Here is a 22,368-nt window from a genome sequence, read left to right as displayed (position 1 = left end):
GGGGGGATGACGGGCCGGTCGGCGTGAATCGCGGGGGACGGGCAGTCCTGCGCGAGCCCATGCCCCGTATGGCGCGGTTGATGCACGCCCGGGGCCGGAACCGCGGCCCGCCGCTCGCGCGCCGGTGGCCTCCGGCCTGGCGGGCGCCCCTTCCCGGACGGGGCGCCGAGGCGGCCAAGCAGTGTTCCCGCGTCTCAGGGCCGACATGTTATTCGCTTTAAGAAGTGACCGAAACGTTACCAAAATGGCCGCAACCATGTGCAGTCACTACGCATCTCCTATTAGTGTTTTATGCGCAGTTTGCTGCAGTGGGGGAGAGGGTTTTGCTAATCATGGAGCGCCCAGGTCTGAGGCGACCACTGGCCGGTCTTGCCGTGGTGACCACCGCCATGCTGGTCACGTCCTGCTCGGCGGGGCCCGAGCGGGTACCCGCGGCCGGTTCTCCCGCCGGTTCGGAGGCGACCTCCACCGGCGCGGCCGCCGCGCCGGAGATCAAGATCAGCCCTGCCGAGGGCAGCAAGACCGTGCGGCCTGACAAGAAGGTTGTGGTGACCGCGGCCGGTGGCGCCTTGGAGGAGGTCGTCGTCAAAAGCGGCGCCCACGTGTTGGAGGGCGACTTCGACGCCGAGCGGACCAGGTGGGTGTCGAAGGTCCCCATGATGCCCGCCAGTGACTACACGGTGGCGGTGCGCGCGGTCGACGGCACGACGGCCAGCAGTTCCTTCCGCACGCTCAAGCCCAAGCGCGAACTGGAGGTCGCCGACGTCACCCCGGCCGTCAAGGGTGAGAAGATCGGGGTGGGAGCGCCGATCATCGTCACGTTCAACCAGCAGGTCTCCAACAAGGCCGCGGTGGAGAAGGCCCTCGAGGTCGAATCGGAAAAGCCCCACCAGGGTGCGTGGCGGTGGATCAACGACACCACCGTGATCTACCGGACCGCGAAGTTCTGGCAGCCCCACCAGAAGGTGACCTTCACCGCCCGCCTCAACGGCGTGCAGGGCGGCAAGGACATGTACGGGGTCAAGAACATCACCAAGGTCCTGCGGATCGGCGCGGCCCAGATCTCCATGGTCGACACCCGCAAGCACAAGATGATCGTCAAGCGGGACGGCAAGGTCGTGCAGACCATGCTCATCAGCGCGGGCAACGCCAGCACCCGCGAGTACACCACCACCAGTGGCACCCACCTGGCGATGGGCAAGGCCAACCCCGAGCGCATGATCTCCCCGGGCCGCAAGAAGGGCGACCCCGGTTACTACGACCTGATGATCAACCACGCGGTCCGCTTCTCCAACAGCGGCGAGTACGTCCACGCGCTCAACAACGTCTGGGCCCAGGGCCGCCAGAACGTCAGCCACGGGTGCATCAACGCCCGCCCCGACCAGGCCAAGTGGTTCTACGAGCAGGTCCAGCGCGGCGACCCGATCATCATCAAGGGCACCGACCGGCAGATCGAGTGGAACAACGGCTGGAGCTACTGGGAGCTGTCGTTCAACCAGTGGAAGAAGGGCAGCGCCCTGGCCTGACCGAGGCCGGACGGGCCTGAACGCCGCAGGCCCGGACAGGAGACACCCGAGGGGGCGGGTCGCACGGCCAGCCCTCTCGGCGTCGTACGGGCCGGCTAGCCGGCCAGTGTGGTCAGCGGGCCGGGCCGGGTCAGGAGGTCGAGCGCGGCCGAGGTGGCGTCGTCGGCCGGCAGGTAGACGATCAGGCGCTGCTCGTCGGTGTCGGGTAGTTCGAGGCTTTCGTACGCAAGCAGCAGCTCGCCCGCCAGGGGATGCGTCCATCGTTCGACGCCCGTGCGCCCGGGGAGGGCGGCCGAGGCTTCGAAACGGCCGCTGAACCGGAGGCCGGCGGTGACGGCCAGCTCTTCGGCGAGGGCGGTGGCGTGGGGATCGCCGAGGGCCGCCGCGGCCCTGAGCTCGGCGGCCCGCTCGTCGGCGATGCGCTCCCAGTCGGGGAAGACGGCCCGCGCGCGGGCATCGGTGAAGACGAACCGGGTGAGGTTGGGCGGCCGGGCCTCCAGCAGGCCGGCGGGGCCCGCGAGCCGGTCGTAGCCGGCCGTGAAGGCGAGCAGTTCGCTCAGCCGGTCGACCACCAGCGCCGGAGCCGGTTCGAGCCGGTCGAGCAGCGCTCTCACCGTGGGGCGCACCGTGCGGGCCGGCGGCCCACCGCCCTGGCAGACGCCGCCGGTGACCACCTTGACGAGGCGGTGCAGGTGGACCCGCTCATCGGCGGAGAGGTTCAGCGCGTCGGCGAGCGCGGCGAGGATCTCGGCGGAGGGGCGGCGGTCGCGTCCCTGCTCCAGGCGCGTGAGGTACTCCACGCTGATCCCGGCGAGCGTGGCCAGCTCGGCGCGGCGCAGCCCGGGTGTGCGGCGGCGTGATCCGCCGGGAAGGCCCACGTCGGCGGGCGCGACGGCCTCCCGCCGGGAGCGCAGGAACGCGCCCAGCTCGTTGTCGCCCATGGCAGGAGTCTATTCGGCGCGCGCCACCCCGTCGCGATCGTGGCCCTGCGGGGGCCAGTCCCACCGCGGCCTCCCTGCGCGGGGTCCCGCCCGGCAGGCTCGGATCCATGAGCGCATTCACCGATATCGAGGTCGCGCGTCCGACCGGCCGGCCGCGGGGACGCCTCGCCCCGCCCGGCCGCGGCGGCGGGCCGGTGGTCAGGCCGGTGGGGGCGTCTGGGATCCCGCGTGGATCCCGATCCGTCCGCGGCGGATCCCGGCGTGGGGCATCGGCAACGGCTCCTTCGAGATGCCGGCACGCGACGTGGCCCGAAACGGTACGGCCCGCGGGTCACCGGGCCCGGATTCCGGCACCGACCTTGTGAACACAGTCTTGGGAAAGGACCTTCCTTGCGTTACCGACTGCTGGGCCGGACCGGCCTGCGGGTGTCCGAGATGTTCTTCGGCGCGATGACCTTCTACGAGCGCGGCGGCCCCGACACGGAGCAGGAGTACCGCGCCATGCTCGACACCTACGCCGACGCCGGAGGCAACGTCATCGACACGGCCTCCGCGTACGGCGAGAGCGAGAGCATCCTCGGCGAGCTCCTCACCGGCCGCCGCGACCGCTTCGTCGTCGCCACCAAGTACACGATCTCCCGCGACCGCGACGACCCGAACGCCGCCGGCAACCACCGCAAGAACCTCACCCTGTCGCTGGAGAGCAGCCTGCGGCGGCTGCGGACCGACTACATCGACCTGTACTGGGTGCACGTCTGGGACCGCCGCACCCCGGTGGAGGAGACGATGCGGGCGCTGGACGACGCCGTGCGCGCCGGGAAGATCCTCTACGTGGGCATCTCCGACGCCCCGGCCTGGCTGGTCAGCCGCGCCAACACGCTGGCGGAGTGGCGGGGCTGGACGCCGTTCGCGGGCCTGCAGGTGCCGTACAACCTGCTCAGGCGTGACGTCGAGCGGGAGCTGCTGCCGATGGCCGAGGCGTTCGGGATGAGCGTGGCCGCCTGGGGGCCGCTCGCCGGCGGCGTGCTGTCCGGGAAGTTCACCGGCCCGGGGGGCTCGGGCGCGGCCACCCGCATCGACCCCGCCTCCCTCACACCCCGCGACCACGCGGTCGCGCGTGCCGTACTGGAGGTCGCGGACGAGCTGGGTGCCACGGCGGCCCAGGTGGCGATCGCCTGGACCCGTACCCGGTACGCCGCCGTGCACCCGATCATCGGCGCGAGCGGCGTCAAGCAGCTCACCGAGAACCTGGGCGCGGCCGACGTCGTCCTTCCGCAGGAGGCCGTCCGGCGGCTGGAGTCGGCGGCGCAGTTCGAGGTGGGGTTCCCCGGTGACTTCATCGCCGAGTGCGAGGCCGACCCATGGGTGTTCGGCGAGGCGTCCATGAGGACCGTCGTCCGGTCGTAGGCCGCACGGGAACGCCTCCCGCTCCGGTGCCCCCACCCGGCGCCCGGGACGCCGGACCCGGGGAGCGAGGTGGGAGCGGCGCCCGCTCCGCTCACCGGAGGGAGCGGAGCGGGCCTGCCGCGGGGCGGGGCACGCCCCACTGGCATGCCATACGGTATGGTTCGCCTGGCGTGCCGGACGCGGGGGAGGGCGGCGAGATGGCGAGCAGGCGCGACTGGCTGGACGCCGGCCTGACGATCCTGGCCGAGCAGGGGGCCCGCGCCCTGACCATCGAGCGGCTGACCGGGCGGCTGGGCCTGACCAAGGGCTCCTTCTACCACCACTTCAAGGGGATGGGCGGTTTCAAGACCGCGCTGCTGGCCCACTTCGAGGCCGAGTGCACCACCCGCTTCATCGACGAGGTGGAGCGCGCCGCGCCGGCCGCGCCCGAGGCCCGGCTCGCCCACCTGGTGGAGTTGGTCCTGTCCGACACCGCGGACCCGCGCCTGGAGATCGCCACGCGGGCCTGGGCGCTGCAGGACGAGCAGGTGCGCGCCGTCCAGGAGCGTGTCGACCGCACCCGTGTCGCCTACCTGCGCGACCTGTGGTGCCGGATCGGCCACGACCCCGTGGAGGCCGCGCACCTGGGGCGGCTGATGTACCTGGTCCTCGTCGGCGCCGGGCACGTCCTGCCCCCGCTGCCGCCGCAGGAGCTGCGCGCGCTGTACGAGCTGACCTTCCGGCTCGCCCTCGCCCGCCGCTGATCCCGCTCGCGCAGTCGCCGGCCCGGACATGGCCGGCGTCGGGCGGCGAGCGCGTCAGAGCAGGGTGAGCTGGGCCTGGCGGGGCAGCGCCAGCGGCAGGGGCTGCTCGGGCCGGGTGGCGCCCATGCCGTAGCGGGCGGCCAGCTGCAGGACCTGGCCGGTGACGCGGCCGACGTAGCCGGGGTCGGCGTCGGGGCCCCCGCCGTACAGCTCGGTGTAGCGGGGGACCAACCCGGGGTGGTGCTCGCCCAGCCAGGCCAGGTACCACTCGCGGGCGCCGGGCGGCAGGCGCAGCACGTGGGGGGTGAGGCTGACCGCGCCGGCGTCGGCGACGCGGCGCACGGTGGCGGCCAGCTGGTCGGGGGAGTCGGTGAGCAGCGGCAGGATCGGCGCCATCGTCACGCCGCACGGCACGCCGCGCTCGTTGAGCTCGGCGACCAGCTCCAGGCGTCGCTGGGCGCTGTGCGCGCCGGGCTCGACGGTGCGCCGGATCCGGTCGTCGACGAAGGCGATCGACACCACCACCCCGGTGCCGGGGGTCGCGGCCAGCAGGTCGGCGTCGCGCAGGATCAGCCGGCTCTTGGTGTGCACGGTGAACGGCGCCCCGGCCTCGCGCAACGCGGCGACGACGCCGGGCATCAGCCGGTAGATCTCCTCGGCGCCCTGGTAGCAGTCGCCGCCCACGCCCACGGTCACGTGCTCGCCGTCCCATCGCGAGGCCAGCTCCGCGCGCAGCCGCCGCACGATGTTGGTCCGTACCACGATCCGGGAGTCGAAGTCGGTCTCGGCGTCCAGCCCCAGATGCCGGTGGCCGCGGCGGACCGCGCAGTAGCGGCAGGCCTGGGCGCAGCCACGGTAGGGGCTGACGGTCCAGCCCTCGGGGGTGTGCTCCAGCGCGGTGCGCGCCTGCACCTCGTAGCAGGTCAGCGCGCCATGGACCCGGGTCACGGCGGAGCGCTCGATGCGTGGCCTGGTGTCGGCCGGGGCGGCGAGCAGCGGAGGCGCGTCCCATGGCATACGGCTCAGTGGAACACGTTTTCGACACCGCTCGCAAGTGGAACGCCCGGGGCCCGCGCTCCACAGCCCGCGCCTACCGGCAGATTACCCGAAAAAGGTAAACTGGTACGAATGTACTAATTTTTTGGGAGTGTTCATGGCATGGCTGTTTCTGGCGGGGGCGATCGCCGCGGAGATCATGGCGACCACCGCGCTGAAGCTGAGTGACGGGTTCGCGCACAAGGGCTGGTCGGTTCTCGTCGTCGCCGGATACGCCGCCGCGTTCCTCCTGCTGGGCCAGGCGCTGAAGCTGCAGATGGAGGTCGGCACGGCCTACGCGGTCTGGTCCGGGGTCGGCACCGCGGCCATCGCCGCGATCGGCGTGCTGTTCCTGGGCGAGACGATCAATCTGGTCAAGGCCGCGGGCATCGCCCTGATCATCGGCGGGGTCGTGGTGCTCAACCTGGCCGGCGGCGCCCATTGAGCGTCCCCGGGCCGCGCGGGGCCTCCCGGGGGACGCGCCCGCCGGCGCAACGGCGGGGCAGGGTCCGCCGCCAGGCCCTGCTGGAGGCGGCGGTGGCCCTGCTGCGCGAGGGCGGCTTCGTCGCCGTCACCCACCGGGCGGTGGCCCACCGCGCCGGCCTGCCGCTGGCCGCCACCACCTACTACTTCGCCTCCCGTGAGGAGTTGCTGGCCGAGGCCTTCGAGCTGCTGGTCGCCGCGGAACTGGCCGGGCTGGGCGCGGCGGCCCGCGGCGCCGACCCGCTGGGTGCGCTGCTGGCGACCTGCGCGGACGACCGGGCGGGCCAGATCGGCCTGTGGGAGCTGTACCTGCAGGCCGGGCGCGACCCGGCGCTGCAGCGGGTGGCGCGGGCCTGGACCGACGGCGTCGGCGAGATCGTCGCCGACGCTTTGCGCGCCGCCGGGCACTCCCTCGGCCCCGCGGACACCCGCCTGGTCGCGGTGCTGCTGACCGGATTCTGGCTGGAGCACCTGGTCGAGGCCCGCCCCGGAGCGGCCGAGGAGGGCCGCGCCCTGCTCGAGCGCACCCTGCAGACGACACGCCGCCGCGCCGGGACGCCCCCCGACGCGCCGCCGGGGCGACCGGCCGGAGAGCCGGGGGAGTCCCGAAGATCCGGAGAGTCCGGATGAGCATCCGGAGGAGGGGGTTCCGAAGGACCCGGACCGGCGGGCCGGCGGGGCCGGCCGGATAATGACTCGCCCGCCGCCGGAATGCCGCTCTAGCCTGGACCGGTGCTGAAGCCTTCCTTCCCGATCCGGACCGCCCGGCTGATCCTGCGCCCGTACACCCCGGGCGACCTCGACGCCCTGTACGCCATCCAGTCGCTGCCGCAGGTGGCCCGCTACCTGTACTGGGAGCCTCGCGACCGCGAGCAGACGCGTCAGTCGCTGGAGGCCAAGATGGCTCAGACGGCGCTGCTGGAGGAGGGGCAGACCCTGACGCTGGCGGCGGAGCTGGCCGCCACCGGCGAACTGATCGGCGACGGGATGCTGAACTGGTGCAGCCGCGCGCACCGCGGCGGGGAGATCGGATACATCCTCCACCCCGCCCACCACGGCCGCGGCTACGCCACGGAGATGGGCCGGGTCCTGCTGGAGCTGGGCTTCGACGGCCTGGACCTGCACCGCATCGTCGGCCGCCTGGACGCCCGCAACGAGGCCTCGGCCCGGGTGCTGGAGCGCCTGGGCATGCGCCGCGAGGCCCACCTGGTGGAGAACGAGTTCGTCAAGGGCGAATGGGCCAGCGAGATCGACTACGCGATCCTGCAGCGCGAATGGCGCGCCGCCCGCTGATCCCGGCTCCCGCGTACGCGACCGGCTTGACCGGTGTCCGATTTGAGCTACGGGCGCGCGAGCGGCACCATGGCCGCCGATGACCATTTTGCACCTGGCCCTGACCGCCGACTGGGACGACGCCCGGCGGGCGGGCGAATACCGGATGTCCACCATCGGGCGCACCCTCGAGGAGGAGGGCTTCATCCACGCCTGCGCCGACCACGACCAGCTGCGCGGCGTCGTCGAGCGCTTCTACCGCGACGTCGGCGAGCCCCTGACGCTGCTGGAGATCGACCCGTCCGGGCTGGATGTGCGTTTCGAGGTGCCCGCGGACGCGCCCGAGGCGTTCCCGCACGTCTACGGGCCGCTGCCGGTCTCGGCGGTGGTCTCCGCCGTCCCCTTCGCCGTGCCCCGGGACGATCCGCCGCGCTGAGCCCCACCCCGGCACGGGTGGCCGGGAGCGGCCGACGGCCCCGCCCGGACGCGGTGCTCCCAGTAGGCTCCGCGGCATGAACGACGTACACGGACCGGCGATCCGCACCCTGGACTCGACGGTCGTCTACACCAACCCGTGGATGGCCGTGCGGGAGGACCGGATCGAGCGTCCCGACGGCTCGCACGGCATCTACGGCGTGGTGGACCAGCTGGATTTCGCGCTGGTCATCCCGATGGAGAAGGGCGGGTTCCACCTCGTGGAGGAGTACCGCTACCCGGTCGGGCGGCGCACGTGGAACTTCCCCCAGGGCGGCGTCAGGGACAGTCCCTCGCCGGAGGCCACCGCCCGCACCGAGCTGGCCGAGGAGACGGGGCTGCGGGCGGCGTCGATGACGCACCTGGGCCGCCTGGACAACGCCCACGGCACCACCGGCCAGCGGTTCGACGTCTTCCTGGCGACCGGCCTGACCCCCGGCCCCCACAGCCGCGAGCACACCGAGCAGGACATGCGCCAGGGCTGGGTGTCACGGGCCGACCTGGAGCGGATGATCCGGGAGGGCGCCATCACCGACAGCTGCTCGATCGCCGCCTACGCCCTGTTCCTGCTGCGCGCCCCGGACTGAGTGCCCCGGCGCCGTCTCCCCGGGTCCCGTCCTCGCATCCCGCGCGGGGATGCCGGTGGGACCGCGGGCCCCGGGAATCGTGGCCCGTACGGTGACATGAGATGACCTTGCGGAGGTACGCTCAGCCCATGTCGAACCCGATCGTCATCCTGCTCCTGACGGCGGTCGTCGTGGCGGCGATCATCGCTTTGATCGTCCTCGCGGTGCGGTTGGCGCAGAACCCCCGAAACACCCTGGTCGGCGGCGGCGTCGGCCCCGAGCTGGTCCAGCGGGTGCTGGAGCTGAAGGCCTCCGACCAGTTCGACCAGGCGGTCTTCCTCGTGCGCGGCGAGACCGGGATGAGCCACCGGGCGGCCTCCCGTTTCGTGCGCAGGCTCAAGGCGCAGCCCCCGCAGCCCCCGCAGCCCCCGGCGTGAGGGGACGGTCGCGGCGCCCCCGTGCTCCGCGGCCGGCTCCGGCGCTGCCGTGACCGGGCCGGGCCCGTGCCGGCCCGGGGTGCGCCATGGTCGGTGCGCGCCCGGAGAGGTTACCGGCATGTTAACGCTATCAGCACTTCATGGTGTGCCACCCCGCCGGAATCGGCGCCGTACCGGCTGCTGGGAACGGTCCGACGACTCGGGATCCGCGCCCGTTTGACAATGCTATTGTTAACGCAAACAATCAGGGTGTCCTGAGGACGACTTCGACAAGGCGGGCAGGGTGACCCAGCAGGCATCTGGACAGGCGTCCTCCGGGCGACCCAGGGTCGCGGTGATGGAGGACGTCGCCGAGCGCGCGGGCGTGTCGGCCATGACGGTCTCCCGCGTCCTGAACACCCCCGAGAAGGTGCGTCCCGACACTCGCGCCCGCGTCCTGGAGGCGGTGCGCGAACTCGGCTACCGCCCCAACTCCGCCGCCCGCTCACTGGTCACCGGCCGCTCCGGCGCGCTGGGCGTGGTCAGCTTCGACACCACCCTGTACGGCCCGGCCTCCACCCTGCACGGCATCGAGCAGGCCGCCCGCACCCACGACTACCTCGTCACCATCGTCAACGTCACCGCTCTCAACCGTCACTCCATCGGCGAGGCCGTCAACCGGTTGCGCGCCCAGTCCGTCGAGGGCGTCGTCATCGTCGCCCCGCACGAGTCGGCCGCCGACGGGCTGCGCCACCTGCCCGGCGACCTGCCCGCCGTGGTGGTCGGCGCGCGCGCCGGCCTGACCGCCCCGGTCGCCGCCGTCGACCAGGCCGCCGGCGCCGTACGGGCCACCCGTCACCTGCTGAGCCTGGGCCACCGGACTGTCTGGCACCTGGCGGGCCCGCCGGACTGGATCGACGCCGGCGCCCGCGTCGAGGGCTGGCGCTCGGCGCTGGAGGCCGAGGGCCGCGAGGTCCCCGAGCCGCTGCGTGGCGACTGGAGTGCGCGCTCGGGCTTCGACCACGGCCGGCAGCTGGCCCGCGACCCTCAGGTCACGGCCATCTTCGTCGCCAACGACCACATGGCCACCGGGGTGCTGCGCGCCCTGCGCGAGGCGGGCCGCAGGGTTCCCCAGGACGTCAGCGTGGTCGGTTTCGACGACGTGCCCGAGGCCCCCTACCTGTGGCCGCCGCTGAGCACCGTGCGACAGAACTTCACCGAGATCGGCCGCCTGGCGTTCCAGCTGCTGCTGGAACGCATCGACGGCCGCGCCGGCGTCCCGCACCGGATGATCGAGCCCGAGCTCGTCGTGCGCGAGAGCACCGGCGCCCCGCCCCACCCCTGAGCCTCCCCACCCGGCGGCCCCGCCGCCGGTCCGGATCGGTCCGGATCGTTGCCGGGGCGATGCGCCCGTCCCGTCCGCCGTCCCGGCGCGAAGCCGGGCACGGCAGAGGCCGCAGGTGATCGCCTGGACCGCCGTCTCCTGCCCGCCCGCTGCGGGGCCGCACCGCCGCACCGGTGTTCCCCGCCGTCCTCCGCGGCCGGTGACACGTCCGTCAACGGCGGTCGAGGCCGGCCGCCTCCCCGGTTCCCAGGCGCTGCAGCACCTCGTAGGCGGGATTGCCCCGCGCGGCCTGGCGTACCTCGCGCGCGGTCGAGGCGACGTAGGCCTGCCCGGTCACGATCGAGGCGTGCCCCAGCAGCTCCATCAGCTCGTGCGCCGAGGCGCCCCGCTCGGCCAGGCGCGTGGCGAACTCGTGGCGCAGCGCGTGCACCAGGGTGCCTTTCTGCACCCGGTCGTGCACCCCGGCGTGGCGGTAGCACTGGCGTACCAGGTACTGCAGGCCGCCCCGGCGCAGCGGCTCGCCCGAGGTGTCGACCAGCAGGGCCGCCGACCGGGGGATCGAGGTCAGCCCGAACCGCTGCCTGCGGCTGTCGAGGTAGCGGTCGACGAGGTGCTCGACCGGCGGCTCGATGGGCAGCGAACGGGTCTTGCCGCCCTTGCCGACGACCTGGACACGCCGGTCGCCGGGGGCGCCCCCGATCGACCCCACGGTCAGGCCCAGCAGCTCCGCCGAACGCATGCCGGTGACCAGCGCCAGCGCCAGTACCACCAGGTCCCGCTCCACCCACGGGTCGCGGGCCTTGCGCGCCCCGGCGGCGACGCGCTCCAGCAGCGTGGTGGCGGCGCTGCCGTCGCCCAGCAGCGGTTTGGGCGCCTTGGCGGGCTGCCGGGGCCGGGGCACCGCGGCCATGGGGTTGCCCTCCAGCATGCCCTCGGCCACGCAGAAGGTCAGGAACTGGTTCCAGGCACTCCAGGCGCGGTTGACGCTCGCCGCGGAGCGCGGCCCGGCGAACTCGGCGAACGCTCCTCGCATCAGGCGCCCGCCGAGACGCCGCACCTCCAGATCGGCCACCGCGACCCCCTCCAGGCCGGCGGCGATCCCCGCCACGGTCCGCAGGTCCCGGTCGTAGCCGGCCAGGGTGTGCGGAGAGAGCTTCTTGGTGCGCAGCCCGGACAGGAACTCCTCACACGCCTGCGGGAAGCGCGCCAGCACCAGGGGGTCACGATCGTTCACGCCGGCCTCCGCGCTCGGGGATTCGGGGGGCGCCGGGGGACACCGGCGACGAGGCCCACCACACGTCCTGCATACGCGCGAGATTATGCATCACACCCGCCGAGCCGGGCGGCCGACACGCGGAGACCACCACCGGCAGAGGGCATCCGGGTGCCCCGCCGTCGGCGGAGCACCCGGCACGCGGGGGTCAGCGGGCTCGCGCCGCCGCCATACGTGCGACGTCCACCGCCGCATCCTCGATCAGCCGCGCGGCCAGGTCCGCCAGCGCACGCCCCGCCGCCAGCTCGTCGCCGATCTCCGGCACCGGGCGATCGGACGGATTACGCCGAGCGTGTGCGACGCTCTCGTATGTCCTGCCGTCCCGCGCCGACAACATGGCCGTCGCGGTCGTGACGGCGTCCTGGTCGTCCTCGCTGATGAAGATCTGCACGTTCCACTGCTTGTTCTCCATCCCGAACACCTCCTCCCCTCCCAGGGTCTCTCTTCCGGTACCGGCCGAACAAGCTCGCCCCCGCCGGCACCGCGACGGCGGTACCGCCCGCTGCGAGCGCGGCACGCCGAGGGCGGCCATCCGGCGTGAGGCCGGGGCGGGCGCGTACGGCGCGCCGGAACCTGGTGGGGCGGCCTTCAGGAAGACCCGAACGCGCGCTCGTATCCGCTGCGGTCAGCCGGTCCAACCGGTCCAACCGGTCCAACCGGTCAGGCGGTGCGGCGGGAGCGGGCCAGAGCCAGCCCGCCGAGGACCATGGCGATCAGCCCGACCGCCAGGGCCACGAAGCCCCCGACTATTCCGTAGCCGGTGCCGGGACCACCGTCGGCGGCGGCCACGACCAGCCCGCCGATGACCGCGCCGGCCAGCCCCGCCACCAGGGCCACGACGGCCCCCCTTCTCCCGGTGCCGGTGCCGATACGACCGGCGGAGCGGGCCAGAGCCAGCCCGCCGATGACCACGCCGGCCAGCCCCAGCAGCGCGGCCACCAAGGACCAGAGACGCCCGGCGGTCAAGGTGTAGGCACTGACGTCGGCCGGCTGGGCCAGGACGTGCGCGGCCGCCGGTGTGGCAAGCCCGAAAACTCCGGGCAGGGCGGCCGCGGCGGCGGCAAGCAGGTGACGGACGGACATGAGGTGCTCCTTCTCCTCCTACGGCGGGACGTCGCCTGATCATGTCCGCTGGACCCACCGCCGGTCGTCCTGCGGACGCAGGCAATCCGCGCTGCCGCCGATGCCGTAGCCGGCTGCCGCGGACGCGGCAGGAGCCGCGAAGGTACCGCGTGTGCGGTAGGCGGCTGATCATCCGTGCGCAGGAGTTGCCCGCGTGGACATCCGGCTAGGGTGCACACATGAGCAGGGGACGGATCGGTGTCAGAGACTGGGCGATCGCCGCCGGCATGGCGGCGATCCTGCTGGTCACCGGGCTGTCCGGGCAGCATCCCCCCACGGGTCTCGACCCGCTGGGCTACGCGTTGCTGACAACCGGCGGCCTGGCGCTGGCCGCGCACCGCCGGGCTCCGGTCACCGTGCTGGCCGTGACCGGGTTGTGCGCGCTGGGTTACCAAGCCGTCGGGTTCGACGTGCCTGCCGTCGCGTATCTGTTCGCGGTGTACGCCACGGTACGGGCGGGACATCGCGTCGTCACGGTGGCGGGTTCGGTGATCATGCTGGCTGCTCTTCCGCTCGCGATCCTGGCCTCTCCGCACGACCGGCCCGTGGGCGAGGCGTTCACGCAGACCCGGGACGCCCTCCAACTGGCCTGGCTGATCGCCGCCGGGGCGGCGGGTGAGGCGCTGCGACAGGCCGAGCGCCGGGCGGACGAGGCCGAGCGCACCCGCGAGGAGGCCGCGCGGCGCCGCGCCGACGAGGAGCGGCTGCACATCGCGCGGGAGTTGCACGATTCGCTCACCCACCAGATCTCCGTCATCAAGGTGCAGGCCGAAGTCGCCGTCCACCTGGCCCGCAAGCGGGGTGAACAGGTGCCGGAGGCCCTGCTGGTGATCCGGGAGGCCGGTCGTGAGGCGGCCCGGGAACTGCGGGCGACCCTGGAGGCGCTGCGCGACGACGGCAAGAGTCCGCCGCACGGGCTCGACCACGTCCCGGAACTGGTGGAACGGGCTCGGACGACCGGCCTGGACGCGAAGCTGACGATCGAGGGACAACGGCATGACGTGCCGGCCGCGGTGGACCGGACCGCCTACCGGATCGTCCAGGAGTCGCTGACCAACATCGCCCGGCACGCCGCCGCCGCGACGGCGGCGGTCCGGATCGACTACCGTCCCGACGCCCTGGTCATACGGGTCGATGACGACGGCAGGGCCACGCCGGACACCGCGCCGGTGCCCGGCGTCGGGCTGCTCGGGATGCGCGAACGGGTCACCGCCCTCGGCGGTCGCCTGCGGGCGGCACCGCGCAGCGAGGGCGGCTTCTCCGTACACGCCGAACTTCCCGTGGACCGAACGTCATGATCCGTGTCCTGCTGGTCGACGACCAGCCGCTCATTCGCAGCGGATTCCGCGCGCTCCTTGACATCGAGGACGACATCGAGGTGGTGGCCGAGGCCGCCGACGGGAGCGAGGGCCTGGCGCTGGCCAGGGAACACCTGCCCGACATCGCGCTCATCGACATCCAGATGCCGGTCGTCGACGGCATCGAGGCGACCCGGCGCATCGCCGCGGACCCGGCCCTGGCCGGGGTGCACGTCGTCATCCTGACCAACTACGGCCTGGACGAATACGTCTTCGACGCGCTGCGCGCCGGCGCGGCCGGATTCCTCGTCAAGGACATCCAGCCGGAGGACTTCCTCCACTCCGTACGCGTCGCCGCGCGCGGCGACGCCCTGCTCGCACCGTCGATCACCCGCCGGCTGATCAACCGGTACGTCGCACAGCCGCCCGGCACCGGCACGGGACTGAAAGAACTGACCAACCGCGAACGCGAGGCCGTAACCCTGGTCGCGCAGGGCCTGTCCAACGACCAGATCGCCGACCGCATGGCGATCAGCCCGCTGACCGCGAAAACCCACATCAACCGGGCCATGACCAAGCTCCACGCCCGCGACCGCGCCCAGCTCGTCGTTTTCGCCTACGAATCCGGCCTGGTGACCCCGCGCAGTTCCTGACATCCACGGTCCGGGTGCGGGCCTGCCCGCCGACGTGCGCGACGCGCTGCCGGACTGAGCAGGCATGGGCCGCGCTCGTCGCCACACGACCGGCTACGGGGTGAGAATGGGAGGTGCACGACGAGGCTCGCGAGCCGCCTGTCGCTTACTCGTTCACCTCTCGTGCGGGGCACTCACGGATTCGGAAGACCGGATGACGAGGCGCGATCCGGCGGAACTCCGGCAAGGGGGCCGCCGGCCCCAGCCTCAGGTGCGGCCTTGCGCCAGGCGCGGCGGCGAGGTAGCGGCGCAGGATCTCGGCGCGATGCTCGGGCGGGATCTCCTCGAGCAGGATCGGAGTCTCGCGACCCCGACGGCGGAGCACGGCTTTACCGCCCGCGGCCTGAACGTTCAGCACCCAGTTCGCGTCCGGCCCGAGCATCGATACGAGGAACTCGGCGCCGCGGTAGGCCGTGACCGCGACCGGAACCGAAGTGATGTTCCCGCTGTGGCGCCCCGTCACCTTCAACACGGCACCTCGGCGCGGTGAGAGCCGCCGAGCCCCGTACACCAGGACGTCGAGCCGGTTCATGAGCCGCATGAGCGCGTTCGGGCGCCCTCGTCGATACATCGCGCGCTTGAGTGCCGCGAGCCCGCGGACAACGGCACGGCCGATGCTCCGCGCCTCCGTAGGGCCTTCGGTCATACCGCCCTTCTCCACAGCGCGACCGCGGCGAGACCGGGAACGCACGGAAGGACCAGCAGCCAGCCCAGCAGCGGCGCGAGGCCGACGTCACCAGAGGTGTCCTGGACGGTCAGTGCGGCGATCGCGATGCAGGTGGCGATCGCGAGCAGCCCGGCCGCCAGCCAGGGAGCCCACCGCATACCGGCTCGGACCGCCCAGATCGTGCCGAGCCAGCCGAGGAGTCCCATTACCCCGATCGCGGACAGGACCGCCAGGTACGCGGCAACGGCGGTGTCGATCGCACCCGGCTGGTAGGCCGGATAGCTCGCCTTGATGTGGTCTGCCAAGACGGTCGTGGTGGATTGGTCGATGAACGGAAAGAGGGCTGCGATCACGGTGAGCCCCGCCCCGATGTACATCATCGCCAGTGGGGTCCGGTTGCGCGGTCCCTGCTTCGGCGTCGTCATGCCATGAGTCCTTCCATGTGAGGGGGTCGGTGACAGGCGGGAGGTCTCCGGAGCGTTGTCAGGCCTGCGACGGCGCGTGCCCGGACTGAGGGAAATCGTCCGCTTGCCATGCCCGTTTAGACAGTCACTGTCTCTAGGAAGTGACTCTAATATTTTGATTTCAGACAGTCAATGTCTATATGACAGCCACGTGCTTCAGCGTTTGACTTCCTGCTACCCTGATCGTATGAGCGGTCTTCGCGAGCGCTGGCGGCTCAAGGCCATGCGCACCATCCAGGAACGCGCTCTCGATCTGTTCGACGAGAGAGGGTTCGGCGCGGTCACGATCGAGGAGATCGCGGCCGCGGCCGAGGTGTCGCCGTCGTCGGTGTACCGCTACTTCGGCACCAAGGAAGGCATCGTGGTCGCCGACGAGTTCGACAGGATGAGCCCGGAGGCACTCAAGGACTTCCTGGCCCCCGGCGATCCCGTCGGCAGCCTGCTCCGAGCCGTCCGCGTCTACGAGTCCGCGCCGGAAAGCGCATCCGGTTCCGAGGACGCGGGCGAAGGCCCTCAGGCCGAGAAGAGCCCGTGGCGCAGGGTCCGTTACTTCTTCACCGAGCCATCGGTCCGCGAGGCCGTCTGCGCCAATCTCGACCGCGCAAGCCGGCGGATCGCACCGTTGATCGCGGCGACCGGCGAGCTGACCGAAACGCAGGCTCGCGTGATCACGAACGCTCTCGTCTTCGGCTACTTCGCTGCGCTTGAGCAGTGGTACCTCGACGGCGGCACCCGCCCTATCGCCGACTACGTCGAGGAGGGCATGCGTCCGCTACGCGGCATCTGGCCGTCCTCCGACCGCGAACATCCCGCGTGACATTCTGGAGGCACTCGGGCATCGTGCCCGACTCCCACGTGCGAACATCGGCCGACCGGCGGCACCAGCCCGGGAAACGATCAATAGGGCGCTGGGAATAGATCTTCCAGGGGCGTTCCGCTGTCGAGCGGCCGCCAGGTGGTGAGGGCGAGCCTGGCCCGTGTCGGTCCGGTTGGCTCGGCGAGGTCGACGCCCAGGGTCCTCGCGATCCGGTCGAGGCGTCGAGCGGTGCGGCTGCGGTGCCGGTGGAGAAGATCGGCGGCACGGCGCGTGGGGCCGGTGGCGCAGTAGACGCCCAGGGTCTCCAGATCTTCCGGGTCGCCGGCAAGGCGGGTGATCGCGGCCGCGTCGGGGTGTCGCGTGCGGTCTCCTCGGGGGTGTCGGCCAGGAGCGCCGGCGCTCCCAGGTCGTCGTAGTGGACGACCGGCCGGCGTGCAGTGGCGAAGCGGAGAGCGGTGCGGGCCTGCAGCCAGGAACGGTCGGGCTTCTGGTGGAGACGGGGGTTGACGGCATCGGAACGAAAAGTCCCGTCAAGCGGGCTCGAGCGTCCACCCGGGCGGCCACTCCCGCAGGGGTCCGGCTTTTGCCCGCGCGCTTTTGCGGTCAACCTGTTCGGCTTGATGGAGATGCCGCCGAAACGCACATCCGCCTGCTTTGCGGCTCGCCGTAGCTAGCGGAGATCCGGGCCGGATCGGCCCGCGAGGAGTCTGGGTGCAGGAATTAGCGGTAGGGAGTTGATCTTGATACCGGTTCGGTGACGGCCCCTGTTTCTGCTGATCACGGGCCCTACGTTCCAAGGCCATGCCTTTCGAATTCCTCTCCGATGAGCAAGTCGCCCGCCATGGACGCTTCCCCGAGGAGCCTTCACCGGCGGAGCTGGAGCAGTTCTTCCGTTTGGACCGGGCGGCGCCGGGAGCGCTGGAGGAGGCCAAGCGCCGCCCGGCGACGAAGCTGGGATGAGCGGTTCAGTGGGGGACGGTGCGGATGCTCGGGATGTTCCTGACCGAGGACCCGCCGGCCGTCCCGCGTCGCGGTGGTCGTGTCACCGGAAAGGATGATCGCTCCCTGGTTCACGCTGGGCAGGAGCGTCCCGACCACTGCCGCTACGGGGAGCGCCACGTGGGCTGTGCGGCCACGCAGCAGCAGGCCCAGCGCCTTGTGCCGGTCACGTCCAGCGAAGTGGTGTATGAGCCGGCCTTCGCGTGATCCTGTTTCTGCAGGTTAAGCGGTAAGTGTCTGCGGCAGTGGGTTCTGCCCCGGTGTGTCGCCGCAGATCAGCCGCAGCCGGATCTTGGCCAGCACGTCCAGGCCCATGTAGCGGCGGGCCTCGGTCCACTCGTCGGTCTGCTCGGCCAAAACCGCACCGACCAGACGGACGATCGCGGCCCGGTCGGGGAAGATGCCGACCACGTCCGTGCGGCGGCGGATCTCCTTGTTCAACCGTTCTTGCGGATTGTTCGACCAGACCTGCCGCCAAACCTCCCGAGGAAAGGCGGCGAAGGCCAGCAGCTCCTCCCGGGCGGCCTCCAGATGCGTCGCGGCAGCCGGATACTTCGCCTCCAGGGCGTCGACGACCCAGGTGTGCTGGGCCCGGACGGCCTCGGCGGTGGGCTGGTCGAAGATGGTGCGCACCAGGGTGGCCACCCACGGCTGCGCCGACTTCGGCACGGTCGTCAGCAGATTGCGCAGGTAGTGCGTGCGGCAGCGCTGCCAGCAGGCGCCCGCCAACGTCGCACCGATGGCCTCGACCAGCCCCCGGTGGGCGTCGGAGACGACCAGCTGCACCCCCGACAGGCCCCGGGCCACCAGAGTGCGCAGGAAGCCCAGCCAGCCCGCACCGTCCTCGGCCGAGGTCACCTCCAGCCCGAGGATCTCCCGGCGGCCGTCGGCGTTGACCGCGGTGGCGACCAGCACGTGCACGTTCACCGTCCGCCCGTCCTCGCGGACCTTCTGCGTCAGCGCGTCCAGCCACACGAACGCATACGGGCCGCCGTCCAACGGCCGGGTCCGAAACGCCTCCACCTGCCCGTCCAGCATCTTGGCCATCTCGCTGACCTGGCTTTTCGAGATATGCTGCACGCCGAGCTGCTCGATCAGCTTGTCGACCCGCCGGGTGGAGACGCCCAGCAGGTAGCTGGTGGCCACCACGCTGATCAGGGCCTGTTCGGCCCGGCGGCGGCGCTGCAGCAGCCAGTCGGGGAAGTAGGTGCCCGAGCGCAGCTTGGGGATGGCCAGCTCGACGGTGCCGGCGCGGGTGTCCCAGTCCCGGGATCGGTAGCCGTTGCGCCGGTTGGCCCGCTGGGTGCTGCGCTCACCGTACGCGGCGCCACAGAGGCTGTCGGCCTCGGCCGACATCAACGTCTCGGCCATGGTCTTCACCATGGAGCGCAACAGATTGGGGTCACTGGCCTGAATCTGCTCCGCCAGCCACGCCATCGGGTCCACACTGGTGTTCACGGCCATCGCTTTCTTCTCCTTCGATCTTGATGTCGCAATCACGAAGGATCACGCGATGGCCGTTCTCATGTCCGGCGCCACGCCTGTGTGCTGGGGAAACTCTTACACCACTTCCATGGACGCAACCCCTTGTGTGCGGGCGTGACCAGGCCACATCGGGGCGGGATTTGGTCATAACGTTCACAACTACCTCCGGGCGCCGGGCGAGCTCTCCCCGGCGAGGAGCGCCTTTCGTAAGTGAGATACGCGCAAGCACCGGTTAGTTCGGGCGCCGAAGTTGTGCGGGCGAACCGGCTTCCGGGCAGGGGCACCGAGGCCGGGACCAGGACGCGTCGGCTTCGGCAACGCCGTCGGCACCGCTTCTCGGCAGGTCGTCCTTCGACTCTCAACCAGCTGGACCTGAGCTGCCGGTCGGCGGCCGGTGCCACGTCGCGCGGCCCTGCCGTCAACGGCTGGCTGCTCCTCGAGCGGCGTGCCGGTCAGCGGCTGACGGCAGGTGACGGCAGGGCCGGGCGGGTGTGCTTCAGGTGAGTTCCAGGCCGCCGTCGATGGTGAGGACCTGGCCGGTGATCCAGGTGGCGGCCGGATCGGCGAGGTGGACGATCCAGGCGGCAACCTCCTCGGGAGTGCCGCGGCGGCCGAGGGGAATGCGGGCGGTCTCGTCCTGCTTGATCTGGTCGACGACGGCGTCGGGCAGGCCGGCGGCGCTCAAGGCCTCGCTCTCGGTGGGGCCGGGGGCCAGGGCGTTGACGCGGATGCCGTCGGCGGCCAGCTCCAGCGCCCAGCTGCGGGTCAGCTGTTCCAGCGCGGCTTTGGAGGCGGCGTAGTGGGCGGCGCCGGGCAGTGGGCGGTGGCCGTAGGTGCTGGAGACGTTCACGATCGCGCCTCGGTCGGCGCGCAGGTGCGGCAGCGCGGCTCGGGCGAGCAGGCTGGGCGCGGTGACGTTGAGTGCCAGCAGGTCGGCGACGCGCTGAGCGTCGGTGTCGGACAGCGGCATGACGGTGGTGGCACCGGCGTTGTTGACCAGCACGTCGACGCGGCCCCAGCGCTCGGCGGCCGTTTCGATCACCGTCTGCGGGGCGTCGGCGGCGGTGATGTCGGTCGGCAGGACGGTGATGCCGGGATGCTCGGCGGCGGTCTGGTGCAGGGCCTCGGCGCGGCGGCCCACGGCGAGGACGTGTGCTCCGGCGTGGGCGAAGGCGAGCGCGGCGGCGCGGCCGATCCCGGATCCGGCGCCGGTCACGATCACGACCCGGTCTTGCAGCCGGCTGGTGGGCGGGGTGATCACGGCACAACCTCTCGTTCGATGTTCGTGAAACATCGAACAAGTTACCATGGGGAGATGAGACGAGCACATCACCCCGAAGTGGGCGAGATCACGCTGACCGGGGTGATGGCCGCCCTCAGCGATCCGATCCGGGTCGGACTGGTGCGGGTGCTGGCCGACGACCGCGAGCGCGGCTGGGGCGAACTGCAGGCGCCGGTGGCCAAGTCCACCCTCAGCCATCACCTGCGGGTGCTGCGTGATGCCGGGCTGACCCGCACCCGCCAGGAGGGCACCCGCTGCTTCGTGATCTTGCGGCGGCAGGAGCTGCAGGCCCGCTTCCCCGGGCTACTGCAGGCGGTGCTGGCCGCGGCCGAGGACGAGGACATCGGCCACCAGGTGAGCGTGAAAGACGCCACGCAACCCGCCTGAACCGGCAAGTGATCGCCAACGTCGCCCGTGACATCTTCACCCACTACACCACAAGGCTTTCGGAGCCGGCGCCGAGCGGTCGCCGGTCACACCGTTTCCCGCGCCGGAGCCTTACCCTCGCGTTGACATGCGACAGCCGCCTGCCCGCCGTACGCCCCGTCCCTCACTGTGGGTGGTATCGGGTCGGGCTGGTTCAGACGCCCAGGGTTTCGCGGCCGGCGAGGACGACGGTGTGATGGGCGACCCGTGCGCCGAGGCGTTCGGCGGTCGCCAGATCCGCCTGGTGCACCGCTTCGGCCGAAAGATCGGCCGGAGTGGTCGCGGCGGCACCGCTGAAGTATCCGAGGCGGTTGAGGTCGTTCTCGCTTCCGGTGCTGGTCCACCAGCCGGGGGGCAGGCCCGAGGTGTTGGCGCCGTCCTCGACGGCGTGGGTGAGGGCGCTGTGGCGCAGCTGGTGCAGCGTCCACGACCCGTCGGGCAGGCTGGCGGTGGCGGTCTCGAACAGCTCGGCGGCGCGCCGGTAGGACAGCCGGGCCCGGCCGGTGGCCGGGTCGAGGGCGGGCACGGGGGCGAGCGGGGTGAGCCGGTGCACCGCCGTCGCATCCTCCGCAGAGCTATCGCAGATAAGCAGGGGGAGTCACCGGTGCCGCGGCGGGGTGTTCTCCCAGGACGGCCTCGACGCTATCGCAGATAGTAAGTCACTATCTGCGATAAGTGTTCGTGATCATCTCTACCGCTAATTTTTGCACTCAGACTCCTCGCGGGCCGATCGGTGGCGGGCCAGGCGTTCGGTGTGGGCCGAGTGCGCCGTCGGCCAGCCCGCCGCGGGGGACGTCTCCTGGGCCAGGCCGTTGAGCGCGGAGCGGACCACGCGCTCAGTCTGGAGATCGACCGCCCGCGAGCCGTCGATGTGGACCAGGCCGTCGGCGAGCAGCACGGCCAGTCCGTGGATCGCCGCCCACAGTACGAACTCGGCTCCCGAACGCGCGGGGGCGGGCAGGCCGCCGGCCTCCGTGAGCCGGTCGAGCTCCGCGGTGAGCACGTCGTGCGGGTGGGTGGAGATGGACGAACGCGGGCCGGTGGCGCCACCGCGCAGGACAAGCCGGGCGACGGCCGGGTCGTCGAGCGCCCAGCTCACATAGCCGCGGCCCAGGGCGATCAGGCGCTGCTGGGGGTCGTTCCGCTGGCCCGGCGCCCGCTCGCACTCCTGTCTCAGGCGCTCACCGAGCCAGGCGAGCGTCCGCTCGGACAGGGCGCGGACCAGCGTGTCACGTGAGGTGAAGTGGTGGTAGGCGGCGCTGGGGCTGACACCGACCCGTGCCGAGGCCTCCCGCAGGGACCAGCCGTCGGTCCCGCGCTCGCGTACGAGTGCCTCGGCGGCGTCCAGCAGCGCGCCGCGCAGATCGCCGTGGTGATATCGCCCCTTCGCCACCACTCGATCTTAACACTGCTCAGATCTCTGCTACGCTCGCAGAAATCTCAACACTGTTCAGATTGGAGCCGGGTCATGTGCCCCACCGACCCCCCGCCGACTCCGGACGCCCCGTTCACCGGCCAGAACGGCCTTCTCGACGTACGGATGAGCCCGCCGCCGATCGTGCGGGGCGAGCCCGTCGAGGTGTCCGACGGCGTGTACGTCATCCCCGACAACCGCGTCGAACTCGTCCCGAACGT

26 protein-coding genes and 1 pseudogene are annotated in these 22,368 nt (G+C 71.8%); 15 read left to right on the top strand and 12 right to left on the bottom strand.

The annotated features are described in order from the left end of the window. The first annotated feature begins 332 nt into the window (after window positions 1–332). Complete coding sequence (locus tag ABD841_RS35985; protein WP_344981103.1) at window positions 333–1,526, top strand: L,D-transpeptidase; 1,194 nt, start codon at window positions 333–335, stop codon at window positions 1,524–1,526. 95 nt (window positions 1,527–1,621) lie between these two features. Here ABD841_RS35985 and ABD841_RS35980 read toward each other — a convergent pair whose 3' ends face one another. Next, window positions 1,622–2,467: a helix-turn-helix domain-containing protein gene (locus tag ABD841_RS35980; RefSeq protein ID WP_344981101.1), complete on the bottom strand. Its 846-nt coding sequence runs from the start codon at window positions 2,465–2,467 to the stop codon at window positions 1,622–1,624. 390 nt (window positions 2,468–2,857) lie between these two features. Between ABD841_RS35980 and ABD841_RS35975 the strand changes: the two genes are divergently transcribed. Both ABD841_RS35975 and ABD841_RS35970 read left to right on the top strand, forming a co-directional pair. Beyond that, on the top strand, window positions 2,858–3,874 hold the full coding sequence (locus ABD841_RS35975) for an aldo/keto reductase (protein ID WP_344981099.1): 1,017 nt from the start codon (window positions 2,858–2,860) through the stop codon (window positions 3,872–3,874). A gap of 170 nt (window positions 3,875–4,044) precedes the next feature. Continuing rightward, the gene (locus tag ABD841_RS35970) at window positions 4,045–4,617 is read left to right on the top strand and encodes a TetR/AcrR family transcriptional regulator (RefSeq protein ID WP_344981097.1); all 573 of its coding nucleotides are present in this window, start codon (window positions 4,045–4,047) and stop codon (window positions 4,615–4,617) included. A gap of 54 nt (window positions 4,618–4,671) precedes the next feature. Here the strand turns inward: ABD841_RS35970 and ABD841_RS35965 are convergent, their stop codons facing one another. Further along, window positions 4,672–5,634, bottom strand: a complete 963-nt coding sequence (locus tag ABD841_RS35965) for a radical SAM protein (RefSeq protein WP_344981096.1) — start codon at window positions 5,632–5,634, stop codon at window positions 4,672–4,674. Between the two features lie 136 nt (window positions 5,635–5,770). On the opposite strand from ABD841_RS35965, the gene ABD841_RS35960 reads away from it, so the two are divergent. The 7 genes from ABD841_RS35960 to ABD841_RS35930 all read left to right on the top strand — a co-directional run bounded on the left by ABD841_RS35960 (window position 5,771) and on the right by ABD841_RS35930 (window position 10,208). Further along, window positions 5,771–6,097, top strand: a complete 327-nt coding sequence (locus tag ABD841_RS35960) for a DMT family transporter (RefSeq protein WP_344981094.1) — start codon at window positions 5,771–5,773, stop codon at window positions 6,095–6,097. After that, window positions 6,094–6,765 (top strand): TetR/AcrR family transcriptional regulator, encoded by a 672-nt coding sequence (locus ABD841_RS35955; RefSeq protein ID WP_344981092.1) that lies wholly within the window; start codon window positions 6,094–6,096, stop codon window positions 6,763–6,765. The genes ABD841_RS35960 and ABD841_RS35955 overlap by 4 nt, the downstream gene beginning before the upstream one ends. Before the next feature lie 102 nt (window positions 6,766–6,867). Beyond that, window positions 6,868–7,428, top strand: coding sequence for a GNAT family N-acetyltransferase (locus ABD841_RS35950; protein ID WP_344981090.1), 561 nt, complete (start codon window positions 6,868–6,870; stop codon window positions 7,426–7,428). A gap of 79 nt (window positions 7,429–7,507) precedes the next feature. Beyond that, window positions 7,508–7,843 carry a DUF952 domain-containing protein gene (locus ABD841_RS35945; protein ID WP_344981089.1) on the top strand — a complete coding sequence of 112 codons (336 nt, stop codon included), beginning with the start codon at window positions 7,508–7,510 and terminating at the stop codon, window positions 7,841–7,843. A 76-nt stretch (window positions 7,844–7,919) separates the two neighbouring features. Continuing rightward, window positions 7,920–8,468 carry an NUDIX domain-containing protein gene (locus ABD841_RS35940; RefSeq protein ID WP_344981088.1) on the top strand — a complete coding sequence of 183 codons (549 nt, stop codon included), beginning with the start codon at window positions 7,920–7,922 and terminating at the stop codon, window positions 8,466–8,468. A 128-nt stretch (window positions 8,469–8,596) separates the two neighbouring features. After that, complete coding sequence (locus tag ABD841_RS35935; RefSeq protein WP_344981087.1) at window positions 8,597–8,884, top strand: hypothetical protein; 288 nt, start codon at window positions 8,597–8,599, stop codon at window positions 8,882–8,884. A 337-nt stretch (window positions 8,885–9,221) separates the two neighbouring features. Continuing rightward, window positions 9,222–10,208 carry a LacI family DNA-binding transcriptional regulator gene (locus ABD841_RS35930; protein ID WP_344981086.1) on the top strand — a complete coding sequence of 329 codons (987 nt, stop codon included), beginning with the start codon at window positions 9,222–9,224 and terminating at the stop codon, window positions 10,206–10,208. Window positions 10,209–10,419: 211 nt separating this feature from the next. On the opposite strand, the gene ABD841_RS35925 is transcribed toward ABD841_RS35930, so the two are convergent. From ABD841_RS35925 to ABD841_RS35915, 3 genes are all read right to left on the bottom strand, one after another. Then, a complete protein-coding gene (locus tag ABD841_RS35925) occupies window positions 10,420–11,442 on the bottom strand; it encodes a tyrosine-type recombinase/integrase (RefSeq protein WP_344981084.1) in 1,023 nt (340 codons plus the stop codon). Between the two features lie 187 nt (window positions 11,443–11,629). After that, the gene (locus tag ABD841_RS35920; protein ID WP_344981081.1) at window positions 11,630–11,893 is read right to left on the bottom strand and encodes a DUF1876 domain-containing protein; all 264 of its coding nucleotides are present in this window, start codon (window positions 11,891–11,893) and stop codon (window positions 11,630–11,632) included. 248 nt (window positions 11,894–12,141) lie between these two features. Next, window positions 12,142–12,564, bottom strand: coding sequence for a DUF6223 family protein (locus ABD841_RS35915; RefSeq protein WP_344981079.1), 423 nt, complete (start codon window positions 12,562–12,564; stop codon window positions 12,142–12,144). Window positions 12,565–12,782: 218 nt separating this feature from the next. Here ABD841_RS35915 and ABD841_RS35910 point away from each other — a divergent pair, with 218 nt between their 5' ends. Continuing rightward, a complete protein-coding gene (locus tag ABD841_RS35910; protein WP_344981077.1) occupies window positions 12,783–13,901 on the top strand; it encodes a sensor histidine kinase in 1,119 nt (372 codons plus the stop codon). After that, the gene (locus ABD841_RS35905) at window positions 13,898–14,554 is read left to right on the top strand and encodes a response regulator (protein ID WP_344981075.1); all 657 of its coding nucleotides are present in this window, start codon (window positions 13,898–13,900) and stop codon (window positions 14,552–14,554) included. The genes ABD841_RS35910 and ABD841_RS35905 overlap by 4 nt, the downstream gene beginning before the upstream one ends. A 145-nt stretch (window positions 14,555–14,699) precedes the next feature. Here ABD841_RS35905 and ABD841_RS35900 read toward each other — a convergent pair whose 3' ends face one another. Further along, the gene (locus tag ABD841_RS35900; RefSeq protein WP_344981073.1) at window positions 14,700–15,239 is read right to left on the bottom strand and encodes a nitroreductase family deazaflavin-dependent oxidoreductase; all 540 of its coding nucleotides are present in this window, start codon (window positions 15,237–15,239) and stop codon (window positions 14,700–14,702) included. After that, the gene (locus ABD841_RS35895; RefSeq protein ID WP_344981072.1) at window positions 15,236–15,685 is read right to left on the bottom strand and encodes a hypothetical protein; all 450 of its coding nucleotides are present in this window, start codon (window positions 15,683–15,685) and stop codon (window positions 15,236–15,238) included. The genes ABD841_RS35900 and ABD841_RS35895 overlap by 4 nt, the downstream gene beginning before the upstream one ends. Window positions 15,686–15,911: 226 nt before the next feature. Between ABD841_RS35895 and ABD841_RS35890 the strand changes: the two genes are divergently transcribed. Further along, window positions 15,912–16,541: a TetR/AcrR family transcriptional regulator gene (locus ABD841_RS35890; protein ID WP_344981071.1), complete on the top strand. Its 630-nt coding sequence runs from the start codon at window positions 15,912–15,914 to the stop codon at window positions 16,539–16,541. Between the two features lie 203 nt (window positions 16,542–16,744). On the opposite strand, the pseudogene ABD841_RS40995 reads toward ABD841_RS35890, so the two are convergent. Further along, window positions 16,745–16,840, bottom strand: a pseudogene (locus ABD841_RS40995) (hypothetical protein); the annotation flags it as partial. A 502-nt stretch (window positions 16,841–17,342) separates the two neighbouring features. Between ABD841_RS40995 and ABD841_RS35880 the strand changes: the two are divergent. Then, entirely contained in the window at window positions 17,343–17,501 is a 159-nt protein-coding gene (locus ABD841_RS35880) for a DUF4158 domain-containing protein (RefSeq protein WP_344981070.1), read from the top strand. Between the two features lie 261 nt (window positions 17,502–17,762). On the opposite strand, the gene ABD841_RS35875 is transcribed toward ABD841_RS35880, so the two are convergent. After that, window positions 17,763–19,004, bottom strand: coding sequence for an IS256 family transposase (locus tag ABD841_RS35875; RefSeq protein WP_344981069.1), 1,242 nt, complete (start codon window positions 19,002–19,004; stop codon window positions 17,763–17,765). A gap of 517 nt (window positions 19,005–19,521) precedes the next feature. Then, the gene (locus tag ABD841_RS35870; RefSeq protein ID WP_344981068.1) at window positions 19,522–20,286 is read right to left on the bottom strand and encodes an SDR family NAD(P)-dependent oxidoreductase; all 765 of its coding nucleotides are present in this window, start codon (window positions 20,284–20,286) and stop codon (window positions 19,522–19,524) included. Window positions 20,287–20,340: 54 nt separating this feature from the next. On the opposite strand from ABD841_RS35870, the gene ABD841_RS35865 reads away from it, so the two are divergent. Then, window positions 20,341–20,694, top strand: coding sequence for an ArsR/SmtB family transcription factor (locus ABD841_RS35865; protein ID WP_344981067.1), 354 nt, complete (start codon window positions 20,341–20,343; stop codon window positions 20,692–20,694). A gap of 193 nt (window positions 20,695–20,887) precedes the next feature. Here ABD841_RS35865 and ABD841_RS35860 read toward each other — a convergent pair whose 3' ends face one another. Next, window positions 20,888–21,286 (bottom strand): hypothetical protein, encoded by a 399-nt coding sequence (locus tag ABD841_RS35860; RefSeq protein WP_344981065.1) that lies wholly within the window; start codon window positions 21,284–21,286, stop codon window positions 20,888–20,890. Window positions 21,287–21,430: 144 nt separating this feature from the next. Then, window positions 21,431–22,126: a TetR/AcrR family transcriptional regulator gene (locus tag ABD841_RS35855; protein WP_344981063.1), complete on the bottom strand. Its 696-nt coding sequence runs from the start codon at window positions 22,124–22,126 to the stop codon at window positions 21,431–21,433. Between the last annotated feature and the right edge of the window lie 242 nt (window positions 22,127–22,368).

Origin of the sequence: Streptosporangium fragile, assembly GCF_039534445.1 — a bacterium.
GTDB lineage: Bacteria > Actinomycetota > Actinomycetes > Streptosporangiales > Streptosporangiaceae > Streptosporangium > Streptosporangium fragile.
The sequence above is the reverse complement of the archived record's forward strand: the minus strand, read 5'-3'. Positions and strand labels throughout refer to the sequence as shown.

Coding starts and splice junctions, on each gene's coding strand:
- ABD841_RS35985 (WP_344981103.1), top strand. CDS start 333: ATGGAGCGCCCAGGTCTGAGGCGACCACTGGCCGGTCTTGCCGTGGTG.
- ABD841_RS35980 (WP_344981101.1), bottom strand. CDS start 2,467: ATGGGCGACAACGAGCTGGGCGCGTTCCTGCGCTCCCGGCGGGAGGCC.
- ABD841_RS35965 (WP_344981096.1), bottom strand. CDS start 5,634: ATGCCATGGGACGCGCCTCCGCTGCTCGCCGCCCCGGCCGACACCAGG.
- ABD841_RS35960 (WP_344981094.1), top strand. CDS start 5,771: ATGGCATGGCTGTTTCTGGCGGGGGCGATCGCCGCGGAGATCATGGCG.
- ABD841_RS35945 (WP_344981089.1), top strand. CDS start 7,508: ATGACCATTTTGCACCTGGCCCTGACCGCCGACTGGGACGACGCCCGG.
- ABD841_RS35940 (WP_344981088.1), top strand. CDS start 7,920: ATGAACGACGTACACGGACCGGCGATCCGCACCCTGGACTCGACGGTC.
- ABD841_RS35935 (WP_344981087.1), top strand. CDS start 8,597: ATGTCGAACCCGATCGTCATCCTGCTCCTGACGGCGGTCGTCGTGGCG.
- ABD841_RS35930 (WP_344981086.1), top strand. CDS start 9,222: ATGGAGGACGTCGCCGAGCGCGCGGGCGTGTCGGCCATGACGGTCTCC.
- ABD841_RS35920 (WP_344981081.1), bottom strand. CDS start 11,893: ATGGAGAACAAGCAGTGGAACGTGCAGATCTTCATCAGCGAGGACGAC.
- ABD841_RS35915 (WP_344981079.1), bottom strand. CDS start 12,564: ATGTCCGTCCGTCACCTGCTTGCCGCCGCCGCGGCCGCCCTGCCCGGA.
- ABD841_RS35910 (WP_344981077.1), top strand. CDS start 12,783: ATGAGCAGGGGACGGATCGGTGTCAGAGACTGGGCGATCGCCGCCGGC.
- ABD841_RS35905 (WP_344981075.1), top strand. CDS start 13,898: ATGATCCGTGTCCTGCTGGTCGACGACCAGCCGCTCATTCGCAGCGGA.
- ABD841_RS35900 (WP_344981073.1), bottom strand. CDS start 15,239: ATGACCGAAGGCCCTACGGAGGCGCGGAGCATCGGCCGTGCCGTTGTC.
- ABD841_RS35895 (WP_344981072.1), bottom strand. CDS start 15,685: ATGACGACGCCGAAGCAGGGACCGCGCAACCGGACCCCACTGGCGATG.
- ABD841_RS35890 (WP_344981071.1), top strand. CDS start 15,912: ATGAGCGGTCTTCGCGAGCGCTGGCGGCTCAAGGCCATGCGCACCATC.
- ABD841_RS35880 (WP_344981070.1), top strand. CDS start 17,343: ATGCCTTTCGAATTCCTCTCCGATGAGCAAGTCGCCCGCCATGGACGC.
- ABD841_RS35875 (WP_344981069.1), bottom strand. CDS start 19,004: ATGGCCGTGAACACCAGTGTGGACCCGATGGCGTGGCTGGCGGAGCAG.
- ABD841_RS35865 (WP_344981067.1), top strand. CDS start 20,341: ATGAGACGAGCACATCACCCCGAAGTGGGCGAGATCACGCTGACCGGG.